The sequence below is a fragment of the Qingshengfaniella alkalisoli genome, from assembly GCF_007855645.1.
GTDB classification, from domain to species: Bacteria; Pseudomonadota; Alphaproteobacteria; order Rhodobacterales; family Rhodobacteraceae; genus Qingshengfaniella; species Qingshengfaniella alkalisoli.
In genome coordinates this window covers 2,206,485-2,228,598 of the sequence record NZ_CP042261.1, presented here as the reverse complement: position 1 = coordinate 2,228,598, position 22,114 = coordinate 2,206,485, and the positions used below count along the sequence as shown (strand labels likewise).

At 61.4% G+C, this 22,114-nt stretch carries 33 protein-coding genes; 4 read left to right on the top strand and 29 right to left on the bottom strand.

Features of this window, described 5'->3' with window-relative positions; translation table 11 throughout:
- Nucleotides 1-71: 71 nt before the first annotated feature.
- The 4 genes from motA to FPZ52_RS11235 all read right to left on the bottom strand — a co-directional run bounded on the left by motA (nucleotide 72) and on the right by FPZ52_RS11235 (nucleotide 2,344).
- Entirely contained in the window at nucleotides 72-941 is an 870-nt protein-coding gene (gene motA / locus FPZ52_RS11250) for a flagellar motor stator protein MotA (RefSeq protein ID WP_146365554.1), read from the bottom strand.
- Between the two features lie 63 nt (nucleotides 942-1,004).
- Nucleotides 1,005-1,586 (bottom strand): MotE family protein, encoded by a 582-nt coding sequence (locus tag FPZ52_RS11245; RefSeq protein ID WP_146365552.1) that lies wholly within the window; start codon nucleotides 1,584-1,586, stop codon nucleotides 1,005-1,007.
- On the bottom strand, nucleotides 1,583-1,900 hold the full coding sequence (locus FPZ52_RS11240; protein ID WP_146365550.1) for a DUF6468 domain-containing protein: 318 nt from the start codon (nucleotides 1,898-1,900) through the stop codon (nucleotides 1,583-1,585). Before FPZ52_RS11240 ends, FPZ52_RS11245 begins: the two co-directional genes overlap by 4 nt.
- 12 nt (nucleotides 1,901-1,912) lie before the next feature.
- Entirely contained in the window at nucleotides 1,913-2,344 is a 432-nt protein-coding gene (locus FPZ52_RS11235) for a flagellar basal body-associated FliL family protein (protein ID WP_240804358.1), read from the bottom strand.
- A 189-nt stretch (nucleotides 2,345-2,533) separates the two neighbouring features.
- Between FPZ52_RS11235 and FPZ52_RS11230 the strand changes: the two genes are divergently transcribed.
- The 3 genes from FPZ52_RS11230 to FPZ52_RS18935 are packed head-to-tail and all read left to right on the top strand — an operon-like array spanning nucleotide 2,534 to nucleotide 3,851.
- Entirely contained in the window at nucleotides 2,534-3,367 is an 834-nt protein-coding gene (locus FPZ52_RS11230; RefSeq protein WP_146365546.1) for a tyrosine-type recombinase/integrase, read from the top strand.
- A gap of 4 nt (nucleotides 3,368-3,371) precedes the next feature.
- Nucleotides 3,372-3,668 (top strand): hypothetical protein, encoded by a 297-nt coding sequence (locus FPZ52_RS11225; protein ID WP_146365545.1) that lies wholly within the window; start codon nucleotides 3,372-3,374, stop codon nucleotides 3,666-3,668.
- Nucleotides 3,669-3,677: 9 nt separating this feature from the next.
- The gene (locus FPZ52_RS18935; RefSeq protein WP_168201316.1) at nucleotides 3,678-3,851 is read left to right on the top strand and encodes a hypothetical protein; all 174 of its coding nucleotides are present in this window, start codon (nucleotides 3,678-3,680) and stop codon (nucleotides 3,849-3,851) included.
- On the opposite strand, the gene FPZ52_RS11220 is transcribed toward FPZ52_RS18935, so the two are convergent.
- The 25 genes from FPZ52_RS11220 to FPZ52_RS11110 form a co-directional block, all read right to left on the bottom strand.
- Nucleotides 3,848-5,419, bottom strand: a complete 1,572-nt coding sequence (locus FPZ52_RS11220) for a hypothetical protein (protein WP_146365543.1) — start codon at nucleotides 5,417-5,419, stop codon at nucleotides 3,848-3,850. The genes FPZ52_RS18935 and FPZ52_RS11220 overlap by 4 nt on opposite strands.
- Nucleotides 5,416-6,450, bottom strand: coding sequence for a hypothetical protein (locus FPZ52_RS11215; protein WP_146365541.1), 1,035 nt, complete (start codon nucleotides 6,448-6,450; stop codon nucleotides 5,416-5,418). Before FPZ52_RS11215 ends, FPZ52_RS11220 begins: the two co-directional genes overlap by 4 nt.
- A 15-nt stretch (nucleotides 6,451-6,465) precedes the next feature.
- Nucleotides 6,466-7,203: a hypothetical protein gene (locus FPZ52_RS11210; protein ID WP_146365539.1), complete on the bottom strand. Its 738-nt coding sequence runs from the start codon at nucleotides 7,201-7,203 to the stop codon at nucleotides 6,466-6,468.
- Between the two features lies 1 nt (nucleotide 7,204).
- Nucleotides 7,205-7,381: a hypothetical protein gene (locus FPZ52_RS18930; RefSeq protein WP_168201315.1), complete on the bottom strand. Its 177-nt coding sequence runs from the start codon at nucleotides 7,379-7,381 to the stop codon at nucleotides 7,205-7,207.
- Nucleotides 7,375-8,907: a hypothetical protein gene (locus FPZ52_RS11205; protein WP_146365537.1), complete on the bottom strand. Its 1,533-nt coding sequence runs from the start codon at nucleotides 8,905-8,907 to the stop codon at nucleotides 7,375-7,377. The genes FPZ52_RS18930 and FPZ52_RS11205 overlap by 7 nt, the downstream gene beginning before the upstream one ends.
- Nucleotides 8,908-8,911: 4 nt before the next feature.
- On the bottom strand, nucleotides 8,912-9,124 hold the full coding sequence (locus FPZ52_RS11200) for a hypothetical protein (RefSeq protein ID WP_146365535.1): 213 nt from the start codon (nucleotides 9,122-9,124) through the stop codon (nucleotides 8,912-8,914).
- Nucleotides 9,121-9,405, bottom strand: coding sequence for a hypothetical protein (locus FPZ52_RS11195; RefSeq protein WP_146365533.1), 285 nt, complete (start codon nucleotides 9,403-9,405; stop codon nucleotides 9,121-9,123). Before FPZ52_RS11195 ends, FPZ52_RS11200 begins: the two co-directional genes overlap by 4 nt.
- Nucleotides 9,406-9,425: 20 nt before the next feature.
- Nucleotides 9,426-9,710, bottom strand: a complete 285-nt coding sequence (locus FPZ52_RS11190; protein WP_146365531.1) for a hypothetical protein — start codon at nucleotides 9,708-9,710, stop codon at nucleotides 9,426-9,428.
- Complete coding sequence (locus tag FPZ52_RS11185) at nucleotides 9,707-10,813, bottom strand: hypothetical protein (RefSeq protein WP_146365529.1); 1,107 nt, start codon at nucleotides 10,811-10,813, stop codon at nucleotides 9,707-9,709. Before FPZ52_RS11185 ends, FPZ52_RS11190 begins: the two co-directional genes overlap by 4 nt.
- Nucleotides 10,813-11,154 (bottom strand): hypothetical protein, encoded by a 342-nt coding sequence (locus tag FPZ52_RS11180; protein WP_146365527.1) that lies wholly within the window; start codon nucleotides 11,152-11,154, stop codon nucleotides 10,813-10,815. Before FPZ52_RS11180 ends, FPZ52_RS11185 begins: the two co-directional genes overlap by 1 nt.
- Entirely contained in the window at nucleotides 11,151-11,504 is a 354-nt protein-coding gene (locus FPZ52_RS11175) for a D-Ala-D-Ala carboxypeptidase family metallohydrolase (RefSeq protein ID WP_146365525.1), read from the bottom strand. Before FPZ52_RS11175 ends, FPZ52_RS11180 begins: the two co-directional genes overlap by 4 nt.
- A 99-nt stretch (nucleotides 11,505-11,603) precedes the next feature.
- Nucleotides 11,604-11,879: a hypothetical protein gene (locus tag FPZ52_RS11170; RefSeq protein WP_146365524.1), complete on the bottom strand. Its 276-nt coding sequence runs from the start codon at nucleotides 11,877-11,879 to the stop codon at nucleotides 11,604-11,606.
- Nucleotides 11,880-11,883: 4 nt separating this feature from the next.
- Nucleotides 11,884-12,111 carry a hypothetical protein gene (locus tag FPZ52_RS11165; RefSeq protein WP_146365522.1) on the bottom strand — a complete coding sequence of 76 codons (228 nt, stop codon included), beginning with the start codon at nucleotides 12,109-12,111 and terminating at the stop codon, nucleotides 11,884-11,886.
- Nucleotides 12,104-12,295 (bottom strand): Acb2/Tad1 domain-containing protein, encoded by a 192-nt coding sequence (locus FPZ52_RS11160; protein WP_146365520.1) that lies wholly within the window; start codon nucleotides 12,293-12,295, stop codon nucleotides 12,104-12,106. The genes FPZ52_RS11165 and FPZ52_RS11160 overlap by 8 nt, the downstream gene beginning before the upstream one ends.
- Before the next feature lie 17 nt (nucleotides 12,296-12,312).
- On the bottom strand, nucleotides 12,313-13,368 hold the full coding sequence (locus FPZ52_RS11155; RefSeq protein WP_146365518.1) for an SU10 major capsid protein: 1,056 nt from the start codon (nucleotides 13,366-13,368) through the stop codon (nucleotides 12,313-12,315).
- A 4-nt stretch (nucleotides 13,369-13,372) separates the two neighbouring features.
- Nucleotides 13,373-14,377, bottom strand: a complete 1,005-nt coding sequence (locus FPZ52_RS11150; RefSeq protein ID WP_146365516.1) for a hypothetical protein — start codon at nucleotides 14,375-14,377, stop codon at nucleotides 13,373-13,375.
- Nucleotides 14,374-16,389: a portal protein gene (locus FPZ52_RS11145; protein ID WP_146365514.1), complete on the bottom strand. Its 2,016-nt coding sequence runs from the start codon at nucleotides 16,387-16,389 to the stop codon at nucleotides 14,374-14,376. Before FPZ52_RS11145 ends, FPZ52_RS11150 begins: the two co-directional genes overlap by 4 nt.
- On the bottom strand, nucleotides 16,386-17,678 hold the full coding sequence (locus FPZ52_RS11140; protein ID WP_146365513.1) for a terminase large subunit domain-containing protein: 1,293 nt from the start codon (nucleotides 17,676-17,678) through the stop codon (nucleotides 16,386-16,388). The genes FPZ52_RS11145 and FPZ52_RS11140 overlap by 4 nt, the downstream gene beginning before the upstream one ends.
- On the bottom strand, nucleotides 17,671-17,898 hold the full coding sequence (locus tag FPZ52_RS11135; RefSeq protein ID WP_146365511.1) for a hypothetical protein: 228 nt from the start codon (nucleotides 17,896-17,898) through the stop codon (nucleotides 17,671-17,673). The genes FPZ52_RS11140 and FPZ52_RS11135 overlap by 8 nt, the downstream gene beginning before the upstream one ends.
- Nucleotides 17,899-18,172: 274 nt before the next feature.
- Nucleotides 18,173-18,523: a DUF6948 domain-containing protein gene (locus FPZ52_RS11130; protein ID WP_146365509.1), complete on the bottom strand. Its 351-nt coding sequence runs from the start codon at nucleotides 18,521-18,523 to the stop codon at nucleotides 18,173-18,175.
- A 30-nt stretch (nucleotides 18,524-18,553) separates the two neighbouring features.
- Entirely contained in the window at nucleotides 18,554-19,321 is a 768-nt protein-coding gene (locus tag FPZ52_RS11125; protein ID WP_146365507.1) for a helix-turn-helix domain-containing protein, read from the bottom strand.
- On the bottom strand, nucleotides 19,318-19,458 hold the full coding sequence (locus tag FPZ52_RS18925) for a hypothetical protein (RefSeq protein ID WP_168201314.1): 141 nt from the start codon (nucleotides 19,456-19,458) through the stop codon (nucleotides 19,318-19,320). The genes FPZ52_RS11125 and FPZ52_RS18925 overlap by 4 nt, the downstream gene beginning before the upstream one ends.
- Nucleotides 19,455-19,715 carry a hypothetical protein gene (locus FPZ52_RS11120; RefSeq protein WP_146365506.1) on the bottom strand — a complete coding sequence of 87 codons (261 nt, stop codon included), beginning with the start codon at nucleotides 19,713-19,715 and terminating at the stop codon, nucleotides 19,455-19,457. The genes FPZ52_RS18925 and FPZ52_RS11120 overlap by 4 nt, the downstream gene beginning before the upstream one ends.
- Nucleotides 19,708-20,112, bottom strand: coding sequence for a VRR-NUC domain-containing protein (locus FPZ52_RS11115; protein WP_146365505.1), 405 nt, complete (start codon nucleotides 20,110-20,112; stop codon nucleotides 19,708-19,710). Before FPZ52_RS11115 ends, FPZ52_RS11120 begins: the two co-directional genes overlap by 8 nt.
- On the bottom strand, nucleotides 20,109-20,327 hold the full coding sequence (locus FPZ52_RS11110; protein ID WP_146365503.1) for a helix-turn-helix transcriptional regulator: 219 nt from the start codon (nucleotides 20,325-20,327) through the stop codon (nucleotides 20,109-20,111). Before FPZ52_RS11110 ends, FPZ52_RS11115 begins: the two co-directional genes overlap by 4 nt.
- A 127-nt stretch (nucleotides 20,328-20,454) precedes the next feature.
- On the opposite strand from FPZ52_RS11110, the gene fliF reads away from it, so the two are divergent.
- Nucleotides 20,455-22,059 carry a flagellar basal-body MS-ring/collar protein FliF gene (fliF, locus tag FPZ52_RS11105; RefSeq protein WP_146365501.1) on the top strand — a complete coding sequence of 535 codons (1,605 nt, stop codon included), beginning with the start codon at nucleotides 20,455-20,457 and terminating at the stop codon, nucleotides 22,057-22,059.
- The last annotated feature ends 55 nt before the right edge of the window (nucleotides 22,060-22,114 follow it).

Genomic DNA, 22,114 nt, shown 5'->3' with positions numbered 1-22,114 from the left:
CCTAACCTCAACCGGATCAGCCCTGAGGCCTGCCGACATTATCAAAAGAAGCAGTGCTAACCCAACCTGCTTCATGCCGCAGCCTTTCTTGATTCCCTGATGGCCTCCTCCAGATCGGTAAAGCTTGCGCGCATCGGGCCAGGCGTCGCCTGGCGTCCGACCTCGATGCATATGTTCGTTGGGTGCTTGTGCAGATTCGCCACAAGAACTTCACGAATGAGCTGGTAGAAGTGGTCGTCTTCCTCCACGGCCGCTTTCACCCGTGCCGCAAATGGTCCAACCAGCCCATAGGCCAGAAACACGCCCAGGAAGGTGCCCACCAAGGCACCGCCGATCAGCTTACCAAGCACCTGCGGTGGCTGATCTATGGACCCCATCGTCTTGATCACCCCCAGAACAGCTGCAACGATTCCCAGCGCTGGAAGGCCGTCTGCCATGGTTTGCAATGCATGACTCGAATGCATTGCGCGATGCAGGTTCGCGTCCATCCGCTTTTCCAGAATCTCTTCGACCTGCCGCGGGTCGTCGTAGTTCATCGACGCAGATCTGAGCGTATCGCACATCAGATTGATCGCTTCCTTGTCTGCCAGGATGCGTGGATATCGCTGAAAAATCGACGATTGTGACGGCGCTTCGATATGGGCTTCCAGATCGATCTGGTTCTGCTTCGCAAGCCGGATGAGTTCGGACAGCAAACATAACAGATCACGGTAATCCGAAGTTTTCCAATGCGGGCCTTTGAATACCTTTGCCAGATCCTTGATCGTATGCCTGATGGTCGCGAAATCATTGGCGATCACGAAAGATCCCACGGCCGCGCCGCCGATAATCATCATCTCATGGGGCAGAGAATGTAGGATGATGGGCAGCTGTCCCCCCGCCAAAAGGTAGCCGCCAAAGACCATCACGAAGATCAACCCGATACCCAGAATTCCCGCCATGACATGCTTTCCCGCTTAGGTGTTCTTCTCTCGAAGCTGTAGCCCGCGAAGCTTTACAGCCCGTTACTGATCCGGAATTCCGACATTGCGACCCGCCAAGATCACGCTGATTGAATAGGCGGTGGTCGGCTGAAGCCCGGCAAAAATACGGGCTGCCGCATCTGGAGCCATCTGCCCGAGGAAGCCGGCTGCAAATTCCGGGGACATCTCCTCGAAAATCGCGGAGGCTTCCTTGGGCTTCATCGTGGCATAGACAGACGTCAGCTGGGTCACATCAGTTTCCGCCGCGGACTGCGCCTTGGCGATCATGGTATCGAGTTCCGCTTCTGCCTGCTCCAGCATTGCGAGTTGCTCGGCAATCGCTGCGCGTGCCTCTTCCAATACCTGCCGTTTCTTTGACAAGGCTTGGGTATCACGCTCGACATTCATTTCGCGGATCTGGATTGTTGCGATCATCTGGTCGAGCTCTTCAGATCCGACACAGGACCTCAGGCTTTTCTCTGATGGTGCCTCTGCGTCAGTTTCCGTGGTCTCACGCGCAAGTGCGATCGGCGGACCATCGACGAGGCGGACCACGCAGGAAGTCACAAGCAGCGATGCGATCACCACACCGACGCCAGGGCGTTTCAGCTTGTTTTCTGTCATTGGCGCCGCTCCGTGCCAGCGGTCCTACCAGCAGGCAGATCATGGCAGGACGCCAGCAGCAGTTCCAGCTTTGCGGCGGCTTCTTCGGCACGAGCGGTCGAATCGGATAGTGTAGCGGTTGAGTTTGTCGCCGCGGCACGCGCCCGCCCCAACGTCGCGTTGAGATCTGCGACCTGTGCGGATAACGCAGATATCGCTCCACCCATACCATGCTCCAGATTGCAAAGCCGCCCCAGACGTCGTGACAGGACGACACAATACAATGCCGCACTCAAACTGCCCGCAATCAGCAGGATATCCGCGATGAATGCCATTCTGGCCTCCGTTCAGCTTACAAGAAATTTCGTGATCAGCAGGTCTGTCACCTGGCCCCTGCCCGTGACCATCTGCACACGGCGCAACATTTGTCCGCGCAGCCGGGACAGGCCGGACGGATCTTCCAGGTCGGTGATTTCGACTGCGCGCAAATAGGTGTTCAACACATCCATGATCCTGGGCATGACCTCGCTGACCTGTGTGGCGCTGCCCGGGTCAACCTCCAGATGCCCCTCGAATCGTAAGTGTCTGAGCATGCCATCCGACGACAAGGTGACCTGAACCGGCTCGATCTGGACAAAGGCAAAGGGGGACAATGGCTCGACGACCTCAGCTTTATCCGAGATGTCCCAAAGCCCATCTGCCAAGCCTGAGAACACAACGTAAAACGCCCCGCTGCCCAGCACAGCGGCAAGGCAAACGCCAACGATTAAAGGCTTCAAGCCAGATCTTTTCTTGGCCGGCTGAGAACTATCCATAACGCGCCCCGAAATTGTGAACGCGACTCGCTTAGCATCATTCCGACTAACCGAATCTTAAGCCGACAAAATCAGCGGATAGTATTGTCACATTATCATAGCATCTAGCTAAATCAATGCGTTAATAATCAACCGTGCTAATTGGGACTAACCATGAAAACGCTAGGAACGCTGATCGCCACTTACCGCGCTACACTCCGCCCGCACCTGCGCTGGTCGGATACCAAAGAGTATTGGCTGGACTGTCTGGCTGCGGATCTCGGCGATGCACCCCTATCCAGCGTGTCAGCCCCTCAGCTCGTCACCTATGCGCTCACGTCCCCGCGGTCGCCCCTCAGCAAGCGCTACATCCTGCACACGCTCTCCGGCGTGCTGTCTGCCGGTGTCACCTTATGGGGCTTGCAGGTGCCGGTGGATGCCGCCAAGCAAGCGATCGCCAACCTGGCGATGCAGGGACTGCTACCCAAAGCCAGGGCAAGGCAGACACGCATTGCAGACCCCGCACTGGATCGCATCGCCGACCACTGGGCCGGATCCATACCGCCCGAGATCCTCACGGCCCTGGTAGACACGCCCCTGCGCTCGGGCGAGCTCACACGGCTGCGGTGGCGCGACGTGGATCTATCTGCCCGCACCGCGATCATCCGCGATCGCAAGCACCCGAACGGAAAGCACGGCAACGATCAGCTGATACCGTTGCTCGGCCGCACGGCCTCGATCATCGGTGCCCAGTCCAGGGCGTCCGAGTACGTGTTCCCGTACAAACAGGACTATGTCTCGCAAACCTTCCGGCGCTCCGCCCAGCGCGCGAAGGTGCGCGGCGTCCGCCTCCACGATCTGCGCCACGAAGGGATCTCGCGCCTGTTCGATCGAGGATGGACAATCCCCCAGGTCGCCGCTGTCTCAGGGCATCGCTCCTGGGCAAACCTCAAACGATACACCCACATCAGCCCCGCGCAGCTGCATCAACTTTCAGAGAAAGAATAGGATTATGAATAAATTGATGCCCGTTTTGGGAATTCTGGCAGTCGCTGGCTGTGAGCAGGCGGTGGATGCCTATTCCGACGCCTACGCGCTCGCCGCTGAGAACCGGGACGCCATGTATGCGCAGTTTGGCTACAGCCCAGACACATACGGTTCCGGCGTTGGAAGTGACCAATACGGTCGCCCGGTTCAAACCGCACCAGGTGTTGAGCTCCGGCCCAACGCCTACGGCCCAGGTGTCCATTCAGACCAATACGGCAACGCAATCAGATGCACTGCTGCCAACGGCACCGTTTACTGCTGAGGATCAACCATGGAATTTATCATCGGACTACTAGGCGGCGTCGTTGGCGCATACCTGTTCCAGAAGTTTCAGAAAAAGCCGCAGGAAAGCCTAACCGAAAAAGACGTGCACCTTATTGATACCATCGGCGCGGAAATGGACAGCATCCTGCGCCGGGTAAAAGCCCTAGAGGATCGCCTTTAGCGACCACTAAAAGGCACACGTCCCGCAAGATTGTGGAGCACTCTTCCCGCGGTGCCGCTGTCGGGCTCTACCTTGGCCGTCAGGAACCGCAGCGTTTCAAGGGCGCGGCTGAAATCGCGCCCCCTGCTCTCCTCCTTGCCGGTGCTCTTGAAGAACCGGTTCCCGCCCCGCTGATAGCTGCGAACGAAGCTCGGCAGGTTCACCTTGCCCCCGGCATCCGTAGACGCTGTGCTGCCCTCGAGCGCGCGAATGATGCGCCACCGATACCGCGCCTCCGCCAGAGCCTCGCGCGTCTCGCCCGACACGCGCTCATCAACCAGCTTGTCCAGCCACTCCTGCACGTCGCGCAGCGCCAGCGATCGCTCGAAGTTGTCGCCAGCCGCTGCCCGCTGAGCCGCCCGGCCGACCTTGGTGCGATAGTCCCGCACCAGCTTGTTGGGAAGCACGTCCGCATGATCCTTGGCGTCCTTGGTGATGTTGTCGATGTAGCGCTGGATCACGTTCGCATCATCGGTCCCCACGTCATCCGCGATGTCCTGCAGCTCCGCATAGCGTCTGTTCGCAATAGGGATGTCCCCCGCCTCGCGCGCAGCCTTCTCGAATACCTGCTGTGACTGTTCGACCAGCTTGCCCATGTTCTCGGCCGTGAGCCTGAACGCAGCACCCTCTCCCAGCTCATTCATGACCAGCCGCGTGGCCGCGTTCGCGGCATTGTCTCGCACCTCATTGACGCCACCGCGCGCTCGATCCGTGACCACGTTCGAGCGGCTCAGCTCCTCGGCCGACCGCATCGCATCTGCGCGCTGGATCTCGTCTGTATCGACCCGAGCCCGCAGCGCTGCCCGATCGCCTGGCGTCAGCAGTTTGCCCAGATCCAGATCGTTGGCGAGATCGTCTACTTCGTCCGGCGTCAGCATGCCTGCCAGCACGCGCTCCTGTGGCGCTGCAGGCGCATCAGGGTTGGCTTGGGCACCCACGCCCCTGCGGGTTCGCGCCCGCGCTGTCTCCTGTGCTGCTGCGTCCTGTGCTACGCGGCCACGCGTGCGGGCCACAACCTGCTCGGCCGCACCAACCACACGCGATGTCGTCTCGCCCACTACGCGCTCACCAGCCCGAGATCCGAGCCGCCCCATCCCCAATCCCTTGGCCGCACCACCTACCGGCACAAAGTTGGTCGGATCCAGCACCATCGCACCCGCGCCGATCCCCGGAAACTGAGCATACCGCGCCTGCTGCTGTGGATCGTTGGCCTGCTGGATCTCCCGTCCTGCCGATCGCAGATCCTCCTGCATCGCACCCGGCCGCTGCGCCTGGCTGTATTGACCAGACAGAACAGACAGACCGCCACCGATCAGACCGCCGCCGCCAGCGGCCTCAGTGACCGTACCCGCAAAATCCTGCCACTGGCTGCCGATCTCCCGCACCAGGTTCTCCGGCAGGCTGCGCTCGCCAGCCTCGGCCATCTGCCGCGCGTGCTCATAGGTGTCTTGATCCACCACCTGCCATCCCAGACCCGGCTGACGAACGGCGAATTCCCCGGTTTCGCTGTTATGCGCAGTTTCGATCATTGGTCATAATTCCATCCGGACCCCTGCAGCTCGGCGCTTGGTGTCCCACCCTGTGCCCGTGTGCGGGAACGCTTGAACACCTGCCGCACCAGCTCGCGCTGCTTCTCGTTTTGCCATTTGCCCTCTACCTGTGGGAACAGCTGCATGAGCTCGCGCATCTCGCTTTCGCCAGGCGCGTCAGTCCGCCCCAGGGTGTTCTGCCAATAATCCATGCGCAGCTGCGCCATGACCTCATTGACATAGTTGGCGGTGTTCACCGCTTCGGTGCTGCTCAGAAAATCGCGATCGAACGTGACGCCATCCAAGACGCGCAGTGCTTCATCGATCGCCGGAACAAGCGGGCTAGGCGCAGCACCCACCCCGCGCGCCTTGTAGGCCTCTCCCACGGCCCACTCGCGCGCCGGACTTCCGGGTGTGAAATAAGTATCATCCACATACCCGTCCTCGCGCAGCATCGCGTCCTCACGGGCGCGCAGTGCAGAAGCATCCTGCGCCCCCTGCACCGTCGCCTGGTCCTGCACCATAGCGGCCTCCTGCGCGAGCCTCTCAGCCGCCGTCATGGTCATATCGTCCACATAGGCCTCAGTCATCTGGTCAACCACGACACCCGGGGTAAACGGGTTCTCTCCCGCCTGGCGCTGTCCGGGCGTGCCGTTCTGCACCATCTGCGCCCGCGTCCACTCCCGCATCTCGCCCAGTTCTCGCTGCTGTGTCTCCCACTGCTCACGGCTCAGTGCTGCGTTCATGTATCCCGGCCCCGATGCCACGCGCTGCCGCGCCATGGCCTGCTCGGCATCGAACGCGGCCCGCTGATCGGTGAACCCCTGCTGCAGCATCTCGAGCGGGCTGAGCGCGCCCTGTCGCGCCGCCGCCTGCGCATAGTCGTCGCCGCTGAACTCCGGGCCCAGCTGATCGAAGATCGAGCCCTGGCGCTCGCCCTGGCGGCGTATGTCCCGATCTTCTTCCCAGTCCTCGAGGAACGACGCGCCCATGCGTCCCGCAAACGCGGCACTCATAAGCGGAAGGATCATGCCCAATGCCATCGTCTAGAACCCCAACTTGAAAGAGCTGTCCTTGCTCTTGCTCTTGCTCTCCGAACTGCTTTGCCCCGCGCTCTGGCTCGAGCTGGTCGATCCCTGTGCCCCGCTGCTCTGCTGGCTGCTCAGCACCGTGGCTGGTCCCAGAATGTCGCTCAGGATGCTCAGATACCCCAGACCCGTCTGATCGGCCTGCTGCTGCATGCCCAGGATGGACCCCGCCAGCGCGCCCTGCTGCCCCAGTGCTCCGATAGCCTGGTTGTTGGCCACGCTTGTGATGTCGGCCACACCGCTGGTGTAGCTGTCCGCCAGCTGACCCGTCGCCACACCCTCGGCCACGCCCTGCCGACCGCCACCAAAGCCACCTGCCGCGATCGCATCAGACTGGATGCCCGGCATGATCTCCTCGCGGAACAGTGACCCCAGACCCTTCTTGAGCGCCTCGGACTGCGCCGCTATCTGCGCCGTGGGATCGCCAAAGCTACCCAACTGCGTGAACGCACCCTGCAGCTGAGGCATCATGCTTTCCAGCGCGCCTGTGGCGTTTGCTTGCGCCCCGCCGGGGTTCATATTGGCCATGATCTGGGAAAATAGACCCTCACGCGCCGCCTGCTGCGTCGGATCTACAAAGGTGCCGGCCGTGCTCTGGTTAAACCCGAACGCATTGCTGAACGCATCAGACCAGTTGCTGCTCTGGCTGGAACTGGTTGTCTTGCTGCTGGATTTCCCGCCGCCGATCCCGAACATATCAAGGCTCCAATGCTTCTATGCGCGCCTCGAGCTCGGCCACATAGCCCTCGAGCGCCTGAATATAATTCCCCAGCCTGCGCCACTGCTCCACATGCCAGCGGTGCATCAGCGCCGCATCGCCCGTGGTGGGCATAGGTGCGGGCGTGAAGATCTGCCGATCACTGCGATCTACCATGTGCCAGCCCCCCGATACTCGACATCGATCGTGCCCATGCGCCACGGCTCGCCACCGTCGCTGGTCACCTCGAGCACCATGTAGCGCCCCTGGACGAACACCTCCACGGGATCATCAGACCCGATCGCGAACGCTACAGGATCCGCCCAGCGCATGGCACCGCCGGATCTCTCCTGCCCGCCCACTCGGAACGTCACAATATCGCCTTCGCGGCCCCTCACTTTCGGCCAGATCGCCCGGATCATCTTCCGGCGCTGCGCATCCCCGAAAGACAGACCCGACTTTTCCAGCCGTGCGGCCACGGTGCTCGCGCCCGTGTCGCCCCCCTCGAGCACCCGGAAACCGAAATCGCCACCGATCAGGCAATCGTCCACCGTCTCCGCCGCGATCACATGGTTCCAGCCCGTGTCGTCGTCGTTCCATACACCCGGATCCCCGTCCCATTCGTTCAGCGCCCCCACATCCTGCAGTTCCTGCCCCTCTGCCGCACATGTCACACCCGGCATGTCACGCATCCCGATGTCACCGCTTGCGAAGTCATAGGCGATCGCGCGTGTGCCCATGCTGTCACCCGCCCCCGGGTAGATGATGAACCCCATCTTTTCGCGGTGCAGCGTCACAGCTGAAAACACCAGATCCCCAGCTGCGGAAAAGTCCTCGTAGAACGTGCGCTGTGCGCGACCGTCCAGAACGCTGCGGACCTGCGCCCCATCCGTCAGGTAGATGTCGCCCGAGCTGCCTGCGAACAGATGCACGTCATCAGGCCCGGACGTCACAGCGTTGGCCCCCAGTATCCCCACATTTGCAAACAGCTTGCGCGCGGTGAACACCGTGTTGCCGCCCACAAAGTCCAGGCTCCACACGCTGGCGCGCTTGTAGATCAGCATGCTGTCGTGAAGCGTCTTGCCGTCGATGCACGGGCTACTCAGCGGTGCCAGGTCCACGAACCCCGCCAGATTGGAAGCGCTGGGCGTCCATTCTTGCGGGATGATCCCCGCCTCTGCCGCATCGGACCAGCGCACGCGCTGATCACCCTCGCTCACCATGCCAATGGCAAACAGGAAATTCTTGTGCGCACGCATCGCCAGGCAACGCCCGCCTGCGGGCCAGTCCGGCAAAGGCTCACAGGGATTTCCCGTCATGCCGTCCCAGTAGACCGGATCCATAGAGCTGCAATTGATCACCGCCAGGCCGTTGATCACGTCGCTTGTCCAAACACTGTTGGCCGTGGGCGTGCCCCAGCTCACCGGCGTAATGTCGAACTCGTTGGTGCCGTCATGCACGAAGATGCCCGCATCCGTCGCATAGACCCAGTACCCCTGATCGAACGGCTCCACATACACAGCCGTGCGCGGTGTCACCTCGGCCCCGGTCAGCGTTGCCTTGTCGCCCCGTGATCTGATGCTCTCGCCATTCTTGAACAGCACATTCGCGCCATTGTTCCAGGCGTTCAGTGGCGCATCTTCCGGGATAAGATCCGGCGCCAGGCTACGCAGCTCGATCGTCTCGCGGGCATAGCTCGGCATCAGCTCACCCTTTCCGCCCCACAGGCGTGTCCGTCTTGGTGCGCAGCCACATGTTGCCCAGGGCGACAATCAGCGCATACCAGGGCAGCCAGCTTTCCGGCAGAACGCCCTGCACCTCGGGCAGCATGACAGCCCCCAGCGCGGCCTCAAGCGTCATGTCCAGACCGAGCAGACCGCCCGCGGCCCCGTTGAACAGCAATGTCCGGTATCCCTTCACCGGCGTTCCTCCTTAACTGCTACCTTCAGCTCCGACAGCGATGCCAGGATCAGCGTAAACCGCTCATCCGTGCGCGCCGCCTGTTGCTCCACGTACCGCGTGCGTGCATCGAGCGCTTCGCGTGCCGCCCGGGCCTTGGCCACCTCCTCGAGCATGCGTGTCTCGAGCGCGGTGTAATCATCCGCCATGCTATCCTGCCGCGTCTCGAACCGGCCCCAAGCCACAGACATCAGCGCCAGCGCTGTGACGACGCTGATCACATGCCCGATGCTGATACCCATGTTGAAGCTCGGCCCGCGCATTACCCCTCGCTTTCCGGTTCAGGATCCGGCTGCTCAGTGTACTCTGCACCCTCTGCAATCCTCGTCTCGCAGATCTCGTGGATCAGGTTGCAATGCTCCTCGCTGTCATTCGGGCAGGCCGTATAAGGCAGCGGTCCATAAATCGGGCTGTGGATCGGATGATCCAGAACGCAATCGATCATGCCATTGGCACGCACCATGTAGGGACCGGATACCAGCGTCTCCAAATAGGCCTTGCGATCCTCGCGGGTTTTCGTGCCTTCGGGATAGGGAAACGGGTTCATGACAGTCTCCTAAAGTCGGTAGCGCTGCGCGCGTCCGTCTGTGCTTGGCTATATCCGCAGCACAGCCACGATCCCGCCATGGATCCTGATGGGGCCGGGTTTCCGTTAGCATTGCAGGGCGAGAGGCTTCCGCCAGAAATAGTATCGCCCGGGCTCTGTGTCGCAGACGTATTGCGCGCCAGCACAGTCGATCCTACGCCGTTCCACGCGGTGGATAGCTGGAAGTAGCGGGCGTCACCCGCGCCTCGTTTCAGAATATAGTTGTCTGCGGGAACCGATGTGTCGGAATGATCCAAGCGTCCGATGTTGTCCCCGGCCATCTTGAAATTGAAATCTGAACCCGGATTGACAAATATACCGATATTGTTGTTGCCGAATTGCAGGCTTGGAGTTCCCAACGTCCCGTCAGGAACCCTTATAAAGCCTGAAAAGACATTACTGGTCGCGAGACGTGCATAGCGGTTGTCAGCGTAGTCTCTCGTCGGAATACCTTCTCCACTTGTGCCGCCGTTGAAGGAATAGATAAGGTTCCCGCCGTTGTCGGTGATCTTTAGTATGCCTCCCCCGTTCGCCAATATACGATTGTCTGTGTTGTCTCCGCCTGAACGGTCAGTAAACTTGATCCCCGGCTCAAAGCTATCCAGTTCGAGTACAACGCCCCCTGCCGTGTCGCCTGCCCCGCCTTCGGCGTGACCTGCTCGCACCACGCCACTATCCAGAACGTCAAACATTGCGGTGACGGCGCTGCCAGTGACGCGAAAGATGCTGCCACCAACTGTTGCTGCGGACCCGTCAACCCAAAGGCCGATTGCGCTCTGGTTGATCTTCACATCTGGATAGGTGGCGCGGGTGAACTGAGATGAGCCACTATTCAGAATTCCCAGCTGCACCGATCCATCAGAGCGATCTATCGTCAGTGCCCCCGTCATCGTGTCGCCGTCTTTGGAAACAAACCCCTTTGGATTTGCCGCCTTTGACCAAACATCGTTGAGAAGCACAGCCTTGATCAGTCGCAGGTGATCATCGCCCTGCGCCTTTGGGTCGCTTCCCAGCGGCCAGTTAGCATTGAGATCAGCGATCGTGTTACCAACCTCCAAGCCCATCAGCTTGCCCCCTCATACCACGGGTTACACATCACGGCAGGGCCGCGATCGATGCTGTAGCGCCGGTTTCGGTTGGCCACTGCCTCCTCGAACATCTGCATTTCCCTGGTCAGGCCCTCATCATCCTGAGCAAGCTCATGCAAGCTCACCAACCCCGCATGCAGCCAAACACCCGGCATCGCGGCCACCGCCTCATCGTCAAGCACGTCCGGTACGTCCGAAAGCATCAGCCGATCGCGCACATGCTCGAGCGCAAACGCCTCCACCGCTGCCAGATCAGCCTGCACATCCTTGCGGTGCATCCACCGGATCCACGCCTGTCTCAGTTCGTCCAGCGTCACCCTGCCCACCTCGCTGTCTGATCGCGCGTGTCGATATGGGTAAACGTTCCGTACCGGCCCAACCCGCCATGGTGCGACGGGTTCAGCCAGCTCCACACCTCATCAGGATCCACGCCACTGATGCGGATGTCAGCCGCCCGGCCGATCAAGTGCTGGGATCCACTGGCACCGCCGACACGCGCGTTGTAGCTCGCACAGCGGCACCCGCTGTTGATCACCACCGGCTTGCCGTAATGCAGCCGCACACGCTCGAGCACCTGCACCAGCTCGACATCCACCGTGTTGAAGCCGCACCCGCAGTTGCAGGCGAACTCGGCCCTTTTGAAATGCTGTGTCAGCTGGTCCGTCATGGCGCCACCGGCTTGGGCTTGTTCGGCACGATCAGCTGGCCGGGCTTGCGCACTGCCGTGATCGGGCGCTGCTTGATGGGTGTCAGTTTTGCCATGTCCTTACTCCTCTGGTGGTTCAGGCTCGGCCACAGCATCAGGCCCGCCCACATGCGTGGAAGGCTCGCCGCGCGTGCCATCCTGCCATCCATATTCCCAGCTCTGGAAATCGCTCTCATCGTCCGTACTGAAGGTATGCGGGTTGGCCTTCACTGCACCTGAACGATAGGCCTGATAGCCCTCTGAATAGGCCCGGATCCCCTTATGCCCAGCTGGCAGCACATGACCGTCCTGGTCCCGCGCATAATGCTGGTAATCCCGATGAAACTTTCCCGCCATCTGCTCACCTCACCCTGAAGGCCTGCCCCACGCTGGTCTGTCCAAACCGGATCCATGCGCGGCGCTGGTCCTGCGGCGAGCCGTCACGCAGCTCCGGATGGAGCTTGGTGATCAGCTCGTATTCCTCAGCCGTGAAGTTGAACGCCTCACCGGCCCAGTCATGGCCCGCACCCGCCCCGGCTTCATGGGCGTGCCGAAAGCGGATGCGGTCTGGATGTACGGCGTTAGCCATCAGGCTCCACCACGGCTTTCACCGCGAACATGGACGCGGTTTCCAAGTGGGTCAGTGCTACCGACCGACGCCGGCACGCAGGCGCGTGCTTCTCGATCACTGCGGCCAGCTCATTTGCCGCTTTCTTGATGGCAGCGATGTCCTCTGACCCGCTTGGGTTAAAGCCTTCGTTTGTGACGTTCATGCAGAATTCCTTTCAGATCAGGCCCCGTCGAAGGTGACAGCTGCCGTGGGATCGATGTCCAGGAGCACGCGGTGCGCGTCCGGGTTCATCACGCGGTTGGACCAGTCCACCAGCATCTGCCGCTTGTCCGCGTCCCCCGTCTTGGCCAGCGGGTTCACGCGGTAGCCGCGCAGGAAGGTGATCCGGGCATAGGCCGGATCCAGCAGGAACACAGCCGCGGCTGCAGCTGCGGCACTGTCCTCGTAGATCTGCTGGATGCGGTTGTCACGGAACGTCAGCGTCTGACCGAAGTCCGTGATAAACACATTGACCGAGCCCACCGCCGTGGCAGATCCGCCGCCCGTGATGCCCTGCGTTTCACGCGTAAGGGTCGCGATGCGGCTCGAGCTGGTGAACATGTACTCGCTGAGCTTGCGGATCACGCCAGGCACGGACATCAGCACAGTGGGATCCGCACCGTCCAGGTAGGCATCCTGCTGCGCATCGCGCACCATGGTTTCCGTCAGCGGCACACGCGCACCCGGTGTGATCTCCGTCCACGCCTTGGCTGCAAAGCCGCCGCCTGCCGCACCGGAACCGGTGTCGAACTGCGTGACCATCGCCGCCAGACCGGCGGGAATGCCAGGCGTTGCGTCCCCGTCATCCTCCTGGCTGCCCTGGATGCCAAGCGCGTTGGCTTCCACGTTTCGGCGCAGCTCGCGCTGGCGCATCATCACCTGGTAAGACAGCTCGTCACCGCGCCCGATCGTGTCGGACGCCCGCGCACGGCCCGTGACCTGAACCTCCTTGTCCAGGATGCCGCAGTGGTTGCCCAGGCGCGCGCCCGTGGAGCTGTCGTTCTTGTCGCTGTCCGCGCCGTCGACAACCCAGCCCCCGATCTCCGGATCACTGAGCTTGTCAGTGGTCCATTCGAAATAGGCATTGTCGCAGCTGTCGCTGCCCACCAGGTCGGTATATGGCAGCGGGATCTTGGAGATGTCCCAGATCTGGTCCATCACGTCCTCGCGGATCAGGCCACCATCATTGACGGCCTTTAGATCCGCGCTGGACAGGTACTGGCTTGTAGGAGCCATAAGCTTACCCTTTCAGAAGCTCGCTAATCGCCGATACTTTCTGGAAGTCATTCCCGGCTTTCGCGCGTTGCATCATCTGTGATCGCCGCACTTTGCCGCTATCCCCCTTGCCCTTGGGTTTGCTCGCCTTCGGCGGCTGCCGGTCGGGCTCGTAGCTCATCAGCTTGTCCAGGCGCGCCTCTGCACGGATCAGCCGTCGTAGCGCCAGTGCCTCGCGGTAATCCCGCATCGGCTCCTGATCGCTATAGCCAAGCTCCTTGCGTACCTTCACCGCCATGCTCTCGAAGTTTTCCCGGGCTACCGGATCCTTGAGCTCTGGCATCGCATTCAGTAACGCGCGGCCCTGCTGTTGCTGGTGGGCTTCATACCGGCCTCTCAGCGCGGCTTTCACTTTGGGGGTTAGCTGCGGTTCCAGATATTGCTGGAACTGATCCCAGAACATCTGATCGGCAGTTAGAGCACTCTCACGCTCATCAAGGGCTTTGGCTCGTTTCGCGGTCTCCCGCGCCTCCGCCTCGCGGTCTTGCCAGGCATCTTTCAGATCACCCAGCTTGACCGTCTCACCGTCTCCGGTGGTTACTTCCAGACCATAGAACGCTTCCGCGTCCAAGCCAAGCCTTTCGGCTGCATCCTTGATTGTGACAGGTTTGGCGTCGCCGTCAGGCACATCCTCCTGCCCGTCTGCGTCGTTCTCGGCATCTTCCGGCATCCACGGGTCAGGATCGCCCTGATCGCGCTCCTGACCCCGTTCAGGGTCTCCCTGATCATCGGACTTGTCCGTGCCTTCTGGTTGCTCACCTCTCAAAAGCGCGTCGATCGCACCGGCGCGCTCGTCATCCGTCGCGGCCCCCCAGTCCTTCGGCTGGCTCTCCGGTGCTCTCTTGTCGCGATCCGGCGACGATGTTTTCGCATCGGAGAACGAACTGTCCGGCAGCGTTGACCTGGTCCCGGATGGCGTTGCTGTCGGCCCCCCGGCACCATTCGGTGAAGCCTGCTGTTGTGAGCTCATGAAGTACCTCCTTCATTGCTGGCAGCGCCGCTTCCAGCTTGTTGATTTCGCTCTTGCGCATCGATTTTCATCCTCTCCCTTTCCAGGTCGATCGTGCCCTGGCCTGCGATCTTGGCCTCCTCGATCTCGGCCTTCATGTCGCTTTCGTAGTACTTGTGGCCAATCTCATCGTCATGCTGGCGCGCATCCTCGGCCAGCTTGGCCTGCTCGAGCATCCACGCTTTCTGCCGCTCGCTGCGCTCCTCCTCACTCGCGGCCTGCTGCGCCTGCTGCTGGCCCTGCTGCGCCTGCTGGGCACGCGGGCTCATGGGATCGATCCAGAGACGTTCAGGGTTGTCCACGCCCGCCATGCGCTGCCAGGCAATCGCCGTGCGGTAGAAGGTGGTGGCATCTGCCAGGATCCCGTTGCCGCCCTGTCCGATCGCGGCCATCTGCAGCTGCAGCGACTGTGCCAGGATATTCTGGATGCTGCCGCGCTGTCCGGGCGACAGACCCACCGTCACATTGCACCTGGTGCGGCTGGGCCAGCGGCGCGGATCCATAGGCACATGCTGGCCCTGCATGCGCACCATGACAGGCTCGGTGGCAAAGCGGCGCATATACTCATGGGTCAGCGTGTAGATACCCCTGATAAGCGTCTCGGCCAGGTTCTTCGCGATCATGCTGACCATCGCCTCGCGCATCGCCATCTGCCGCTCGATGCCGTGCGCAGTCTCGCCCACCAGCTGCGCATCCGCACTCAGCATCTCGAGCGCAGCGCCCCCGCGCTCCGTGCGGATCTTGTCCTGGTAATTGAGCGCAGCGAGGATCCCCGTGGTTACATCCGGTATGCCGATCGGGACCACAGACGTTGTCGGATTGCGTGACCGGATCCCGCCGCCAGCGCGCGGTGTCAGCACATCCTCCTCGTAGGTCTGATCAGGATCATACGCATAGCGGCCATTGTTGATCACCGCGATGTTGTCATTGTACTGGCGCAGCAACTTGGTTTTGACGTCTTGTGTGGCCTTGAGATGGTCAAACAGGCTTTCGCCCGTGATGCGGTGCGGATTGATGAACGGTGATCCCATCGAATACGGCAGCAGATCCGCGGGCTCGAAATCCAGCAGCGTCTGCCGGTTCGCGATCAGGCAGCGGTAGCGCTCGCTGATCCCGTCGCCGTCCAGGTCGATCAGCTGATAGCACTCATGGCACTCGATCTGGTCCTGGTCGCGCGTCTCTGCATCATGGCTGTCCTGGTGCGTGGCGTTGCGCGCCTGGGACACGCTGTTGTCCCAGTCACCCCATGGAGGAAGGCTCTCCACCTTATCCTTGTCCAGACCCATCTCCACCAGCTCGCTGCGCGTGTAGCTGATCTGCTCGGCGAAGAACCGGATGTCTTGCAGCGGTCCGACATGCCCGGCCGCGTAAGAGATGTTCTCGATCGGCACAGCCCGCGTGACAAATCGGCGCTGCAGCCGCGTGACGGTCAGAACGCCTTTGGAGATCTCGCGCGTCTCACCCGGCGCGCGCGGCTCCCTGAGTGCCGCCAGCTGCGCAGGTTCCAGATCCGGCGGCAGATCCATCTGCTGGACGCTCTCGCTGTCATCGACCTCGACCTTCATCACGCCGTTGCGCTGCAGCAGCCCGTCCTTGACCGCTGTCTGGATCTGGATGAAGCCCTGGTTGTCCTCGATGATCACCTTGTTGCAGGCCATGCTTTCGCCGGCCGCTTGCGGTTCATCCTCCTCGCCGTTGGGCTCGAAATCTACCACCGCATCGGTGCTGATCATCGGCACGATCAGCGCCAGGTCCGCGTTGATCATGTCGGAGACGTCCATGGACACATCATGGCTGCGCCCCTGTATCGCCTTGCCCTCCGCATCCATCGGCGGTTTCGGCAACAGCCCCTTGTAATAATCCAGTGCCGCCTTGCGGTTGGCCTGCAGCTCGTCACTGTCTGCGCCCTCCGCGCGCGCCAGCTCATTGGCAAGCGTGGTCTGCAGCTTCAGCTCTCGTTCTTCCTGGTTCATGCGACCAGCCCCCCATATCGGCTATGGTCCCGCGAACTGGCGCGGGTGTTGCGGTTCTGTTTCTGAAACGATGTGCCGGGACGCCCAACCACCATGTAGCGGACAGCGTCGGCAATGTGGCGGGCCCAGTCGTGTACCGGTGTCAGGCGGTGAACGCGCTTAACTTCGTCGTACTCCGAGCGAAAGGCGACCATGGCCTCGCGCAGCATCTTGGTGTTGTCGCGGTCGAACCACATGTTGGGGATGGCGCGTTCAACTTGGCTGATGCCCTCATCCAAGCCCACATCGGGCACAGCACGCACTGTGCAGCCCAGTGACCGGAATGTCTCTTCGCGGGTCTTGCCGGTGCCCAACTCGCGGACCTTGCGGTCGTGGGGCAGCAAGACGGTCGCAATGGGGTAGGGCTTTTTTTGCCAGTGCTTCACCAAGTCGGGAATGCTGGTGCCCTCGAAGGTCTCGTGATCGATGATGCGGATCTCGGTGCCAGCAAGTTGGAAGTAGACGCAGGGCATCGCGCCCTGTGAGATACCCAGATCAAGCGCGACATAGACCGGCAGCTGATGATCGTACTTCACGCTGGTGACGCGGCCCTCGGCGTCGGCCTTGGCCATCGCCCTGCCCCAGTACGAGCCCGGCATGGCTGCGTCCCAGCTACACAGCAGCTCCTGGTTGAACTCGGCCTCGATCATGGTGCGCCGCATCCGGGCGATCTCTTTCGGATCAAGGATGTTGGTGTCCTGATACGTCAGCAGCGATCGGGAGAACTCGGGATCCTCGCCCAGGCCACACTCCTCCCACATGTCAAAGAGCAGGTTCATGCGGCCCATCGGCGTGCCCATGAAGGTCGCCCGCCCTTTGCGGTCCGCCAGCGCCGGGCTGATCACCTGCGTCCATGCAGCGCTGGGGATCAGCGCCGCCTCATCCAGCGTGACATCGTCCATGTAGAGCCCGCGCAGGCTGTCATACTGCTCGCCGCCCAGAAGCTGGATCTTCGCCCCGTTGGGAAGCACCACCTTCAGCTCGCTCTCATTGGGCTGCACGCCCAGCGGGCGCACCCACCGCGTCAGATATGACCAGGCGATGTTTTTGGCCTGAACCCGCGTCGGTGCCAGATAGAACCCTTGCCAGTCGCTGCGCCCTGTCTGCAGCGCCCGCGCCAGCATGCGCCCCATGGTGTGGAAGGTCTTGCCCGCGCGCCGGTGCCATACACGGCACTCGAACCGCGTCTCCGCCTCATAGGCTGCCAGCTGGTGCGGGCGAAGATTGAAATGGACGCGGTAGCTACTCATCGTCGCCCCCGATCGTCACCTCGACAGTGCTGGTCAGCGTGGCAGACACATCAACCGCCTTTAGCCTTGGCCGGATATAGGGCAGCAGCTGGAACGCCAGCTCGCGCTTTTTCTCGGGATCGCGCTCGCGCTTCCAGCAGTTCAGAAGGTACTCGAACGGATCCCCGGCCTCTTTGGCCTTGGCCTTTCGCTGCTGTGATCTTGTCTGCTTTCCCGCCAAGGTTGCAAAATTCCATTCCGCCCGACCGCACCATAGTTAGGAATTTTCTTTACAATGTGCAAAAACTACCAAAAATGACCAGTGTAAATTTTCCAGTGGAAGATTTGCCTCAACTCGATGGTCCCGAATGAAACCCCCGCCAGCTGGCTACTGGCGGGGGTTTTTCTTTGCGTTATCGCTGACGATCAGCCGGAGCCGTCGCCGTAGCCGTAGCCGTCGCCGGAGCCGTAGCCGGAGCCGTGGCCGTAGCCGTGTTCATAGTCCTCGAACGGTCTCACGGCTTATAGACCGCAGCGCCCATGACACTGGCCACAGCCTCATCAGACATCGGGATGACTTCCAGCGCATCCAGAAGTGTGATCTTCGGAACGACCGCGCAGATGCGGCTCCTGTATCGATCAATGCCCGTCAGGCTCACCTCGCTCAGGCTGATGCCTGCACCGCCAGTGTGCCAGCGCCACAGACGCCGCGCGTTTGCCAAGACAACCTCTCGGCCATCACGGCGCACAAGCCCGCCCACATGCACGCCGCTGGCGTAGCAACGGATCAGGACGATCTGAAGCCGACCATCCCACTCTGGATCCGCGAAGTTCACCGGCTTGTTTTTCTCTGCAGTATCACCCATAGGTCTCTCCTCTTGGTTGGGTGGTGGAAATCATGTGACAGGATCCAGCCCGATCTCTTTTGCCTTGTGGCGCAGCGTCCACAGCAGCCACTGGCTTTCATCGCGCAGAACCCAGTCGGGAACCTCGCCCGCCTGTCTCGCGGTCTCGGCCTCGATCATCAGCTGATTAAACGCCGCCGCCCGGTACTCACCCTCTAGACCGTGCTTGGTCTTGAGGTGCAGGAAGATCGCCTTTTCGGCCTCGCTGCCCGGACTGCGCCAGGCACCCGTTTCCGGTGACAGGCGCAAACACTGCGGCCCCTCCTTCTCCCGGTAACCGATTTCGGCGTGGGCCGGATCCTTTTCGCGGTCCGGTGGCCGCGTGGAAAAATCGCGCGATTTTTCCACGCGCGCGCCCTCTCTTTCTTTTTCTTCTTCCTTTAAAGGTGTCCGCTCATTGGACAGTTTCTGTCCAGTGGCTGGACAGGTGGTGTCCAATGGTTGGGCAGTTTCCTGTCCAGTGGCTGGACAGGGTTCAGCACCCGCCCGACTGTCCAATGATTGGACAGTTTCAGCCGGTAATTGCAGCGCAATCACATTGCCGATCCGGACGGCCAAACCGGCCCTTTCCAGCTCTCGAAGCGCGGTCAGGATCGTGTCACGCTTCACGCCCAGCTCACGCGCCAGGCCGCTAATCGAACATGTCATGTCTTTGCCCTCTCGGTGCTCGATCATCAGGTGAAACAACAGCAGCTTCGCCCCCGGCGTCGGCAGGGATGAAACCTTGTCCTTGAGGGCGCGGATCGCCCTCCCGCTCACGGTTGCAGCACATGATGAGCCAAGGGCACGATCCACAGAACGCCCCAGAACAACACAGACACGCACACAAAGCCGATCACCGCGTCGCACCAGTCACCGAGATCCCACCGCTCGAGACAGTCCCAGATGTCTCTCATTGCTCGGTATCCTTGTTCCGGGGATGCACACCCGCGCTGAACATGGTGCACGCAATGCCCTCCTCGCCGACGAACTGGACGCCCGTATCGCGCCCGCCGCTATGCTTGCGAACAAGATCACAGCGCCCCTTGCCCGGCATCTTGTTGTCGCCGGTGAAGAAGTGGCGGCAGTCCGTGCAACGATTGGTCGTGTTCGCCATGGGCCAAGTGACCTGCCCCGGCACATGAAGGCGCATGCGCAGCTCTAGATCACCCATTGTTGGCAGCCTCCCGAACAGGCATAGGCCGCGACCGCAGCGGGATCCCCCAGCCGCGCAGATAGGCCTCTGCAATCTCGATGCTGTTCACCACGGCTGTGCGGTATCCGAGCCCGTCCAGGCTCTCGAGCAGATGCCGCTGCTCCAACGTCAGGGTGCCACCCGGCGCTTTCACCTCGAGGAAATAGGCCTTGCGGTTCCAAAGGATCAGCAGATCCGGAAACCCCTTCAGGCACCCCATCCGCACCAGGTCGGCCCGCGCCTTGGGCCCGCGCTTGCCCTCATTCGGGCTGTGATGAACATAGGCATCGATCGGCAGCGCATAGCGCATCCACTCCACGATGTTGGCCTGCAGATCGCTTTCCTTGATCCGAGGCATGCCCTTGCGCGCGTTCATGACGCCGCTCCGAGCTCGTGGTAATTGGCCTTCTCATAGGCCTCCACGTCCTCGATCCTGTAGCGGATCGCGTTGCCAATCTTCATGTAGGACGGCCCGCGACCCTCCTGGATCCAGTAGTAAATCGTGGACATCGCCACGCCCCACCTCTTGGACAAAGCCCCAACCGTCAGCAACTGACCCGGTTGTGACGTAACGTTCTTTTCCTGCTCCATAGTCGAAACCTCGAAAATTTATCCCAAAGTTTCCGCTGGTTAGCCCGACTAACCGAATCTTAAGCCGACTCGAAACAGTGTGGCCGCAACGACTGGGGCAGAAGTCCCGCCACGCAGGAGATTTGTCGTGCAGCAATTGCGTTCGTTATGGTCATCGCTGGACACACGTCGACGGGCCCTCGCCATCGGGGCGGCGGCCGTGGTATTGCTGGCGGTTTTCGGGCTTACGCGGATGGCCGCGACACCCGGCATGGCGCTGCTGTATTCCGGGCTGGACAATTCGCAGGCAGGGGAAGTCGTGTCTGCGCTGGAACAGCAAGGCGTAGAGTACCAGGTTCAGGGCAGCAGCATTCTTGTCGATCAGGCGGTGCGTGACCAGCTGCGCATGACCCTTGCCAGCCAAGGGCTTCCTGCCAATAGCGGTGTCGGGTACGAATTGCTGGACGGGCTGTCCGGCTTCGGCACCACCCAGCAGATGTTCGACGCCGCCTATTGGCGAGCGAAAGAAGGCGAGCTTTCCCGCACGATGGCCAGCACGCCCTTCATTCGGGCCGCTCGCGTGCACATCTCGAACCAACCCGCCACACCTTTTCAGCGCGATTTCAAGCCCACCGCCTCTGTCACCATCTCACCTGCCGCCGCAAGCCCGAACGAAGCGCAGGCGCAGGCAATTCGCTACTTGGTATCGTCTGCGGTGGCGGGGCTGATCCCTGAAGATGTCGCCGTGATCGACGCGCGCACGGGTCGGGTTCTACAGCTCGGAGATGTCGACAACCTGGCGGAGGCTGGGTCGGAACGCGCGGCTCAACTGCGTACAAATGTGACACGTTTGCTTGAGGCCCGCGTCGGGCCTGGCAACGCGATCGTCGAAGTAAATGTCGACACCGTCACCGCTCGCGAGGCCATTACCGAGCGCCGCTTCGATCCCACGTCTCGTGTAGCGATCAGCACCGATATCGAAGAAATCAACAACCATTCGAGCGACTCGGGCGACGCAGGCGTAACAGTCGCCAGCAATCTGCCCTCAGGCGATGCAGGCAGCCCCGAACGCGAGTCGAAAAGTCAGCGTATCGAAACCCGCGAACGGACCAATTTCGAAGTATCCGAAACGACCAGAGAGGTATTGAACGCCCCCGGCGCCATCAAGCGCCTGACCGTCGCGGTTCTGGTCAATCAATCGATTGGCGATGCCGAGCCGCGCAGCGCAGCGGAGCTTCAGTCTTTTCAACAACTGGTAGCCTCGGCCGTGGGCTTTGACGAATCGCGCGGTGATATCATCACCATTGAAGCAATGCCTTTCGAAGCAACCGCGGTGCCGGTCGAGACAGAAACCGCGACCTCCCTGCTGGAACAGTTCAATCCCGACCCGATGCGCCTGATCCAACTGGCGACATTGGCAATTGTCGCGCTGGTGCTGGGGCTGTTCGTGCTGCGCCCCATTCTTGCCGGCCGGCGAGCCGAGTTGGAAACACCAGCGCTGACGACAGAAACCGAACCTGTCATGCAGGATATCACGCCTGACACTGCTGCCCGCGAGACCAGCACAGGTGAACTGCCATCGACCGCTGTTACTGAGGCACCGAAAACTATCTCGACGCCGCAACTCGCCCTTCCCAAACTGGAAGACGACCCAGCCGGCCATTTGAAACATGTCGTCGCGGACCGGCAGCCCGACACGCTCGAAATCCTCAAGAGCTGGCTTGAGGAAGACCCAACCGCGGAGCCTGCCTGATGCCTTCTCCACTGAAACTCGAAGAATTCGATCTTGGGAACGTGAGGGGGGCGCC

Coding starts and splice junctions, on each gene's coding strand:
- FPZ52_RS11110 (WP_146365503.1), bottom strand. CDS start 20,327: ATGGAGCAGGAAAAGAACGTTACGTCACAACCGGGTCAGTTGCTGACG.
- FPZ52_RS11190 (WP_146365531.1), bottom strand. CDS start 9,710: ATGAACCCGTTTCCCTATCCCGAAGGCACGAAAACCCGCGAGGATCGC.
- FPZ52_RS11215 (WP_146365541.1), bottom strand. CDS start 6,450: ATGATCCTTCCGCTTATGAGTGCCGCGTTTGCGGGACGCATGGGCGCG.
- FPZ52_RS11225 (WP_146365545.1), top strand. CDS start 3,372: ATGAATAAATTGATGCCCGTTTTGGGAATTCTGGCAGTCGCTGGCTGT.
- FPZ52_RS11230 (WP_146365546.1), top strand. CDS start 2,534: ATGAAAACGCTAGGAACGCTGATCGCCACTTACCGCGCTACACTCCGC.
- FPZ52_RS11210 (WP_146365539.1), bottom strand. CDS start 7,203: ATGTTCGGGATCGGCGGCGGGAAATCCAGCAGCAAGACAACCAGTTCC.
- FPZ52_RS18925 (WP_168201314.1), bottom strand. CDS start 19,458: ATGAGAGACATCTGGGACTGTCTCGAGCGGTGGGATCTCGGTGACTGG.
- FPZ52_RS11140 (WP_146365513.1), bottom strand. CDS start 17,678: ATGAGTAGCTACCGCGTCCATTTCAATCTTCGCCCGCACCAGCTGGCA.
- FPZ52_RS11155 (WP_146365518.1), bottom strand. CDS start 13,368: ATGGCTCCTACAAGCCAGTACCTGTCCAGCGCGGATCTAAAGGCCGTC.
- FPZ52_RS11115 (WP_146365505.1), bottom strand. CDS start 20,112: ATGAACGCGCGCAAGGGCATGCCTCGGATCAAGGAAAGCGATCTGCAG.
- FPZ52_RS11245 (WP_146365552.1), bottom strand. CDS start 1,586: ATGACAGAAAACAAGCTGAAACGCCCTGGCGTCGGTGTGGTGATCGCA.
- FPZ52_RS11195 (WP_146365533.1), bottom strand. CDS start 9,405: ATGGGTATCAGCATCGGGCATGTGATCAGCGTCGTCACAGCGCTGGCG.
- motA (WP_146365554.1), bottom strand. CDS start 941: ATGGCGGGAATTCTGGGTATCGGGTTGATCTTCGTGATGGTCTTTGGC.
- FPZ52_RS11170 (WP_146365524.1), bottom strand. CDS start 11,879: ATGGCGGGAAAGTTTCATCGGGATTACCAGCATTATGCGCGGGACCAG.
- FPZ52_RS11220 (WP_146365543.1), bottom strand. CDS start 5,419: ATGATCGAAACTGCGCATAACAGCGAAACCGGGGAATTCGCCGTTCGT.
- FPZ52_RS11130 (WP_146365509.1), bottom strand. CDS start 18,523: ATGGGTGATACTGCAGAGAAAAACAAGCCGGTGAACTTCGCGGATCCA.
- FPZ52_RS11240 (WP_146365550.1), bottom strand. CDS start 1,900: ATGGCATTCATCGCGGATATCCTGCTGATTGCGGGCAGTTTGAGTGCG.
- FPZ52_RS11175 (WP_146365525.1), bottom strand. CDS start 11,504: ATGACGGACCAGCTGACACAGCATTTCAAAAGGGCCGAGTTCGCCTGC.
- FPZ52_RS18935 (WP_168201316.1), top strand. CDS start 3,678: ATGGAATTTATCATCGGACTACTAGGCGGCGTCGTTGGCGCATACCTG.
- FPZ52_RS11145 (WP_146365514.1), bottom strand. CDS start 16,389: ATGAACCAGGAAGAACGAGAGCTGAAGCTGCAGACCACGCTTGCCAAT.
- FPZ52_RS11160 (WP_146365520.1), bottom strand. CDS start 12,295: ATGAACGTCACAAACGAAGGCTTTAACCCAAGCGGGTCAGAGGACATC.
- FPZ52_RS11165 (WP_146365522.1), bottom strand. CDS start 12,111: ATGGCTAACGCCGTACATCCAGACCGCATCCGCTTTCGGCACGCCCAT.
- FPZ52_RS11150 (WP_146365516.1), bottom strand. CDS start 14,377: ATGAGCTCACAACAGCAGGCTTCACCGAATGGTGCCGGGGGGCCGACA.
- FPZ52_RS11185 (WP_146365529.1), bottom strand. CDS start 10,813: ATGGGCTTGGAGGTTGGTAACACGATCGCTGATCTCAATGCTAACTGG.
- FPZ52_RS11205 (WP_146365537.1), bottom strand. CDS start 8,907: ATGCCGAGCTATGCCCGCGAGACGATCGAGCTGCGTAGCCTGGCGCCG.
- FPZ52_RS18930 (WP_168201315.1), bottom strand. CDS start 7,381: ATGGTAGATCGCAGTGATCGGCAGATCTTCACGCCCGCACCTATGCCC.
- FPZ52_RS11120 (WP_146365506.1), bottom strand. CDS start 19,715: ATGGGTGATCTAGAGCTGCGCATGCGCCTTCATGTGCCGGGGCAGGTC.